We start from the raw sequence: 6,523 nt of genomic DNA on the forward strand, positions 1-6,523 counted from the left end.
AGGAATATTTAGGAATATTTCAAAAAATTATCTTTTTTATAGATAGTAGGGTGTGGGGGGTTCATGATAGAGGTTTTATTCAATTTAGAGAGATCCCGTTACATACGCTATTTTCCCCACTGCCCATATAATATAATGTTACAGTTCTATTTAAACTTGACTCTTAATAATGAAAAACGGATTTTTTTAGTCATTTCTAGTAAATAGTATCCAAACGTTTAACATAGAAAAGAGACTACGAATTTATATCCAGATTTCAAGTCCAAACTGAAAATCCAGACTTATTTGACCCGAAAAAAATGGATTTCGTAGTAGATCGGAAATTATTTCTACATTTTGCAGCATTGTTAAAGCCATGGATCAAAAAGATAAAACGATAACCAGCTATGACAAGAGCCGTGAGTTTGGAGCAATGGGACAACTCTTACGGGAACTCCAGGAAGAAGAAATGGAGCAAAACGAAAGCTCTCCTGCAGAAATTCCGGAAGTAAAGATAGTAAAAAACACAACCGAAATAATGGCAGAGATCAATGCAACATTAAAAGAGATTGCAGAAACGCAGAAGAGCATACTGGAAGAGATTAAAAGGAGTAAATAACGAAAATACAAGCTTTTTCAACAAGTCTTTTTGAAAAAGCGAACCTTTTTAAAAAAACTGCTTGCCTGCAAGCCTTTTAAAAAAAGGCTTGAGCGAAAACCCCTTACTACGTGATAAAATACAAGTTTTTTAAAAACGTTTGATAGAAAATATCTAGCCGTGGTGTGGGCAAGCAGCGCAGAGTGAAGGATTACAGATCCGGAAAACAATCAATTGTAGACTTACAAAGAAGAATGGAAAATTTGACATGTAATCCTTCCACTTAATTTGTAGTCCTTCCACGATTCAATTCTGCGAATTATAAATTCAGATTGACTTCTCCCAACCCTGTCCTAAATCTACCAAGGGTCTGACCTCATAGATTTCAAAGGTAAGTGCAGCATATATCATCTCCGCGCCTTCCTCACCTACGAACTTTGCGGCTTCATTTCGGATCATATCAAGCAACTCCCCGGACGTCGCACACTCTTTAAGTTTCATATAAACCCTGATGCCCTTCCACTCCGTGATTGAATCTCCAGGTTCCATGATCGTATACAAGGCATATGGATTTTCTTGGAGGTTTGCAAAGGTGCGGTTATCAGCCGTTGCCGCGATTACAGTATTTTCATCGATCATTTGAGGTGATCCAAAGACAGCTGAATTTACCTTTCCGTCAGTGCTTGCTGTGCTGAGAACTCCAAGCCTGGGCGATTTGTTGAAATAATCTATTAAGTCTGATGACATATTTTATCTCCTTTGAATTAGTATTGTAACTTATCCTTAAAAAGAAAAGCCGAAAATTGTGAATTTTCATTCTTATTTTGAGTTTTATCCCTCGGGTTAATATTATACTGACATTTTTATATAGATCTTTTTATATTGACATTGCAAAGCCGAATGTAAGTGAAAATAGAATAGAATTCGCGGTTACGATAAGCCCGAAACTATATATTTTCTCCCAAACATCACTGCAAATTGATAGAATTTATATATGCAACTAACATCAAAAAATCCTGCTTCTTTAAGCCAGTTGATTTGTTGATCTAATGTTGAATCCTTGTCAAGCTTAGTTCTTTCATACCCAGCGAGGATTTCTTCTTCGGACAAACCACTATTCTCGACATAATGTTTCCAGATCTTTTTGTTGAGGGTTTCTATGAAAGAAGTTTCTCCATGTACTTGATCGGCATTAATAATAATCCCGTTTTGTTCAAGAAGAGAGTAACTTTTTTTATAGAGTTTCTGTTTCTCCTCATCTTCCAGATGATGGATAGATAGAGCAGACACTACCATATCATACTTTTCGACGAAAGAATACTTTGAATAATCTGCTACAATATATTTTACGTTTGAGTTCCCTTTAAACCGGTCTTTTGCTACATCCAGCATCTTCTCCGAGATATCAATAAGGGTAAATGAGGCATCTGGATATCTTTCCATCAAAAACGCTGATAAAAGTCCTGTTCCAGCCCCTATATCCAGTATTTTTGGATTTTCCATGTTTACGGATGCCATGGATACCGATACTCTATAAAAATCGTCGAAACAAGGTATAAACTTCTTTCTCTGCTGATCATACTTTTTTGAAATTTCATCAAACTTTTTTTGAATTTCGCTCATTATTTTCTCCAAAATTTTGTATTTTTGCTTAACTTTGTTCAAATCATTAGGCCATAAACTCTACTAATTTTCTATTTATGAAGAACGAATACTGGTAAGTCTTTCTATAGAAATAGTCCTAAATAATCAAGAAACAGGTACAGACGTTGCCCTAGAAAACCAAGGCCATTGAGTACCATTGCAAGGATGCAGATGGAATGAGGAAACTTGTGATATCGTTCATTAGGAAGTTTCTCATCGATCAGTTTGTCAACTTCAAGCTCTCGGAAAACTCCAGCAATGAGACAAAGGCGACCTAAGAATCTTGTACACTTTATTGAAGATTCAACTCTTCTACTATTGCTTTTATCTGCCATGAAAGATCAAGAAATAGATATGGAAATTAATTATATTAACATATAAGATCAGGAAAAAGATATGAAAATTAATTATATTAACATATATGTTTACTTGCCGAATCTAGGTTATTAACTTTAACATAAACAAAAAATTATAGATCCATTTTGGCTAAAATTAAGGATTTCTACAAATCGGTTTTTATATTTGATTTTAGGCATTGGTTGCGTAAGTCACATATTTATCGTCTTTCCAATGATATAAAATACGTATTTTACTACTATCTACATATGAAGGTAGTATTATTTCATGTGAATTTATATAGCCTATACCAGATTTTTCAATACTCTTTATCGTTTCATTTTTGTATTCTGGTTCTATGAACTTTTCTATATCTGTTATGTGGGCATAATCAGTCAATATTTTGCGTACATTTCCATCATATACAAATAAAATAGGTAGATTTTTAGTATAGTCTACTTCTTCACCTATGGATCTTTCTCCAAAATTTTCATATGGTGGGTTGCTTAATTCAGGAGCACATACGATAGCATATTGTGAGAGTTTACTGAATTTAACATAATTAGAATAGTCATAATCATGCATACACCCTGATATCGTAAAAAACGATAATGTAAATCCAATAATCAAAGTAATACCCAAAAGTCTTGCAGACAATACTGAAGAATAATATTTTAGAGAGTATAAAACAATTAAAGTAATTACCGGTATCATATACGTGCAATATCGATGGATATACATAATCCCTGGGTTCCAGTTACCCTGTGTGGTTGTTATAGTTACCATGAGAACGATCGTTACCCACAGGAAAATAATTTTATCATCTTTTTTCTTTACTCCGATAAATAGTGCTATGACAGCTAGAATAAATAGCACTGGTATATATAAAATCATACCAAAATTAAGATCAGTGAATAAATTAATGAATTTACTAATACTCATATTACTAAAGGTAGATACACCAGAACTAACAATTAAATTTGGCACATGGTAATAGATCATATAAAAAATATATGGAACTACTGTAATAGCAGAACTTAAAATTAGTTTTTTTAAGTTATTAAAATCAAAATTTGAGTCTCTTAAGCCAAGATATATTAGATATAGTGTAAACATTATAATTGGTGGATTTTGCAGTGAAGCAATTGATGATAATAGTACAGCTAAATTGTACTTTTTTGCTACAGCAAATGAAATCGCCATTACCACAAATGAATATGAGAAAACCTCTGCACCTGTCCAACCGATATACAACACTATCGGATTAACTACTGAAAAAGCAAGCATTATAAGTCTTTGAAGTTTATCCTCAAAACAGTAAGTTATTACCCAAAAACTAGCTAGTAAAAGGACAGCATTGGTTATTTGAAGACTTGAAAGCTCATTAATATTAAAAAAATGAAGAATAAAAAGAAAAGGTAAGCTTGCAAGTGAATAAGCCCAAAAATGAATTGGGTAATAATTTCCATTGAGAGCTTTAGCATATCCATAATAATCTTGCGTAGGCGGAAAATATATACCACGGCTCTGTTCTATAGCTGCCCGCATTGCAATATCAGCTGGCTGCAAATCAAGAGATAAATGATTAAACAACGATATTGTCATAGCAAAATATTCATGACCGTCACCTATTATCACTGGTTTGACAGTTTGCATATATAAAAGCATGAGTATTGATAAACAAAAAGGTAAACTGTATTTAGATCTAATAATATTTAATAAATAAAAAAGTATAATATTAAGATCTGGATATTTATTCTGCTTTTGTGCATACTTACTGATATTCACGCTATTTTCTCTACTAATAGGAACTTCACTGCTAGTTTTTTTCATGAGTCCCACCTACCATATGTTACCCCAATAATAGTTGTCCCAATTAATATGAAAAAAACGCCAATCCATAATCCTTTTCCTAAAGGCTCTTTTAAAAAGACATTACTTAATATCATCACGATCGGATAGCTTAAACTCACAAATGGGTATGCATAGCTCACCTGCACGCGTGACAGTACATATAGCCACAGGATAAAACTCAATCCGTAAACAAATAGCCCACTCATCACATAGAAATTTTTTATCAAATTAATTATTGTAGTGGCATCTAATACGGATAACTCAAAACCAGATCCGCTCATACCACGTCTCAATAAAATCTGCCCGAGACTTGAAATACAGACGGCAACTATTATGTAGAGTAAATTCTTCATCAAATCGTCCTCATCAATTTTAAGGATTTAGTGAGTGCATGATTTAACACAGAAGACTTTCTTCCAAACACAGTGAGGTCTCTTTTTCTGATCGCATCTACGATATCGCAATTCTCAGTAATAATTCCTGCATTTCCAATTTCAGATGGAAAATGAGCATCGCTGCCTGCCGTTTTCATTAAATTATATTTATTGGCAAAGTTTTCAGCAATATCATTATATTTTTTTAAGGTACATCTCGAATTAAAACTCTCAATGCCATCTAAAATCTCGACGTCTTCTGCTTCTGGATGAAAAGCAGACTTTCGTAATGCATCAAAAGGATGTGGGACAACAGCGAGTCCATTTTGGTTTTTGATTTCGGATACTACTGATTCAAATTTATTGCTCTTGATATCCTCAGATAGAAATAGTCCAATTATTTCACCTCTATTGGTAGTTATTTCAGAGCCTATTATCACATCAAAAAACCCTGGACTATATTCTTTAGCTTGTAGCGCACCTTTAATCGTATCATGGTCTGTTATAGCAATACCATCCAGTCCGTATTTAACTGCAGCTTTGACAGCATTTTTAGGGTTTGTGTAGCCACATTTTTTTGAGTAAGACGTATGCACATGTAAATCGTATTTCACAGAATAAAGCCCCTATAAGGCGAATTAATATTATCCAAGTAGATTTAATCAGGTAAATAAGGTGGCAGGAATAACAATATCATGTCAGTCTCTCTGCTTTCTTAACTGGTATATCTTTGCAATATTTTTAATGTTTAGTATTTCTGTCTGAAGATAACCTAAATGAACATGAAATCGAATTTTGCCATATATTTTCTCGGTCTAAATTTTCCAGGTCTAAGTCTCATTTTTTTACGTAAATTATTCCTACTGTTGAAATCACCCATAAAATTATGCATGTTAGCATTCCAATATCCTTAAACAAAATTTCCGGTTCTCCACCTGCATTTTTAGAATGAACAAGAAAAATATATCTGAATATCCCGTAAATTATTATAGGGATTGTCAGCATCATCCAGGTATTATTTGAAAGAAATGTATAAAGAGAATAAGACATTATCAACGCACTCGTAACTATAGTCATCATTTTCTCCAGCAGATCTATTGAAAAATCATTTAGAACTTTGCGATGGCTAATTGCACCATTTTCCAATAACATAAGTTCATGCCTTCTTTTGCCAAGTGCAAGAAAAAGCGCGACCAAAAAGGTGCATATAATTAACCAGGAAGAAACGAAAACTTTTATTGCAAAACAGCCTGCAATTGCCCTTATAACAAAACCCATGGAAATAGTAAGGACATCAACAATAGCAATATGTTTAAGGAATAATGAGTAGAAAACAATTAATAGAAAATAAGCTAAGGAGACCACAAAAAATTGGACGTTTATTAGGTATGCTCCCACTAATGCCGAAAAAACCATAAGTGTCGCAAAAATAAAAGCATGTAGTACATGTAATTTTCCTGAAGCGATGGGACGGTTGCGTTTTATAGGATGGATTTTATCTCTTTCTTTATCCATTATATCATTAAAAATATATTCAGATCCAGACAACATGCAGAAAATAATGAATGAGAAAAATAAAGTAATCCACATATGGACATTGAATAAATTTAATGAAAAAATTATCCCTGCAAATAGTACAAAATTCTTGTACCACTGTTTAGGACGCATTGACGTAAGGATCTCATTAAGCATATTTTCACTCGATAGCTTTATATTTGGTAACTATTCAGCCATAGCT

At 33.3% G+C, this 6,523-nt stretch carries 7 protein-coding genes and 1 pseudogene; 1 reads left to right on the forward strand and 7 read right to left on the reverse strand.

Going from position 1 to position 6,523, the window contains the following annotated elements:
• Nucleotides 1–355: 355 nt before the first annotated feature.
• Nucleotides 356–598: a hypothetical protein gene (locus A9239_RS08545; RefSeq protein WP_048117036.1), complete on the forward strand. Its 243-nt coding sequence runs from the start codon at nt 356–358 to the stop codon at nt 596–598.
• A gap of 306 nt (nt 599–904) precedes the next feature.
• On the opposite strand, the gene A9239_RS08550 is transcribed toward A9239_RS08545, so the two are convergent.
• From A9239_RS08550 to A9239_RS08575, 7 genes and pseudogenes are all read right to left on the reverse strand, one after another.
• Nucleotides 905–1,324 (reverse strand): pyridoxamine 5'-phosphate oxidase family protein, encoded by a 420-nt coding sequence (locus A9239_RS08550; RefSeq protein ID WP_048117033.1) that lies wholly within the window; start codon nt 1,322–1,324, stop codon nt 905–907.
• Between the two features lie 183 nt (nt 1,325–1,507).
• Entirely contained in the window at nt 1,508–2,200 is a 693-nt protein-coding gene (locus A9239_RS08555; protein ID WP_080941438.1) for a class I SAM-dependent methyltransferase, read from the reverse strand.
• 96 nt (nt 2,201–2,296) lie between these two features.
• Nucleotides 2,297–2,556, reverse strand: a pseudogene (locus A9239_RS18250) (DUF4277 domain-containing protein); the annotation flags it as partial.
• 193 nt (nt 2,557–2,749) lie between these two features.
• On the reverse strand, nt 2,750–4,390 hold the full coding sequence (locus tag A9239_RS08560; protein WP_048117030.1) for a hypothetical protein: 1,641 nt from the start codon (nt 4,388–4,390) through the stop codon (nt 2,750–2,752).
• Complete coding sequence (locus A9239_RS08565) at nt 4,387–4,764, reverse strand: EamA family transporter (RefSeq protein WP_048117029.1); 378 nt, start codon at nt 4,762–4,764, stop codon at nt 4,387–4,389. The genes A9239_RS08560 and A9239_RS08565 overlap by 4 nt, the downstream gene beginning before the upstream one ends.
• A complete protein-coding gene (locus tag A9239_RS08570) occupies nt 4,764–5,399 on the reverse strand; it encodes a PHP domain-containing protein (protein ID WP_048117028.1) in 636 nt (211 codons plus the stop codon). Before A9239_RS08570 ends, A9239_RS08565 begins: the two co-directional genes overlap by 1 nt.
• Nucleotides 5,400–5,622: 223 nt before the next feature.
• Nucleotides 5,623–6,477: a decaprenyl-phosphate phosphoribosyltransferase gene (locus A9239_RS08575; RefSeq protein ID WP_048117027.1), complete on the reverse strand. Its 855-nt coding sequence runs from the start codon at nt 6,475–6,477 to the stop codon at nt 5,623–5,625.
• Between the last annotated feature and the right edge of the window lie 46 nt (nt 6,478–6,523).

Origin of the sequence: Methanosarcina sp. A14, from assembly GCF_001729375.1 — an archaeon.
Taxonomy (GTDB): Archaea; Halobacteriota; Methanosarcinia; order Methanosarcinales; family Methanosarcinaceae; genus Methanosarcina; species Methanosarcina barkeri.